The organism is Streptomyces sp. NPDC020192 (assembly GCF_044388685.1).
GTDB lineage: Bacteria > Actinomycetota > Actinomycetes > Streptomycetales > Streptomycetaceae > Streptomyces.
Genome location: NZ_JBIRXG010000090.1, coordinates 1 through 1186, shown reverse-complemented (window position 1 = coordinate 1186; position 1186 = coordinate 1). Strand labels below are relative to the sequence as shown.

At 56.4% G+C, this 1186-nt stretch carries 1 rRNA gene (cut by a window edge); it reads left to right on the top strand.

The window, feature by feature from the left end:
• A 23S ribosomal RNA gene (locus tag ACH47Z_RS46845) occupies positions 1 to 1164 on the top strand; it begins 2055 nt to the left of the window's first position.
• Positions 1165 to 1186 lie beyond the last annotated feature (22 nt).

Below are 1186 nucleotides of genomic sequence, written 5' to 3'. Positions count from 1 at the left end.
GGTGGCCGCAGAGACCAGCGAGAAGCGACTGTTTACTAAAAACACAGGTCCGTGCGAAGCCGTAAGGCGATGTATACGGACTGACGCCTGCCCGGTGCTGGAACGTTAAGGGGACCGGTTAGCTCCATTTCGGTGGGGCGAAGCTGAGAACTTAAGCGCCAGTAAACGGCGGTGGTAACTATAACCATCCTAAGGTAGCGAAATTCCTTGTCGGGTAAGTTCCGACCTGCACGAATGGCGTAACGACTTCTCGACTGTCTCAACCATAGGCCCGGTGAAATTGCACTACGAGTAAAGATGCTCGTTTCGCGCAGCAGGACGGAAAGACCCCGGGACCTTTACTACAGTTTGATATTGGTGTTCGGTTCGGCTTGTGTAGGATAGCTGGGAGACTTTGAAGCAGGCACGCCAGTGTTTGTGGAGTCGTCGTTGAAATACCAGTCTGGTCGTGCTGGATGTCTAACCTGGGTCCGTGATCCGGATCAGGGACAGTGTCTGATGGGTAGTTTAACTGGGGCGGTTGCCTCCTAAAGGGTAACGGAGGCGCCCAAAGGTTCCCTCAGCCTGGTTGGCAATCAGGTGTTGAGTGTAAGTGCACAAGGGAGCTTGACTGTGAGACCGACGGGTCGAGCAGGGACGAAAGTCGGGACTAGTGATCCGGCGGTGGCTTGTGGAAGCGCCGTCGCTCAACGGATAAAAGGTACCCCGGGGATAACAGGCTGATCTTCCCCAAGAGTCCATATCGACGGGATGGTTTGGCACCTCGATGTCGGCTCGTCGCATCCTGGGGCTGGAGTCGGTCCCAAGGGTTGGGCTGTTCGCCCATTAAAGCGGTACGCGAGCTGGGTTTAGAACGTCGTGAGACAGTTCGGTCCCTATCCGCTGTGCGCGTAGGAGTCTTGAGAAGGGCTGTCCCTAGTACGAGAGGACCGGGACGGACGAACCTCTGGTGTGCCAGTTGTTCTGCCAAGGGCATGGCTGGTTGGCTACGTTCGGGAGGGATAACCGCTGAAAGCATCTAAGCGGGAAGCCTGCTTCGAGATGAGGACTCCCACCCACTTGATGGGGTAAGGCTCCCAGTAGACGACTGGGTTGATAGGCCGGATCTGGAAGCCAGGTAACTGGTGGAGGTGACCGGTACTAATAGGCCGAGGGCTTGTCCTCAGTTGCTCGCGTCCACTGTGTT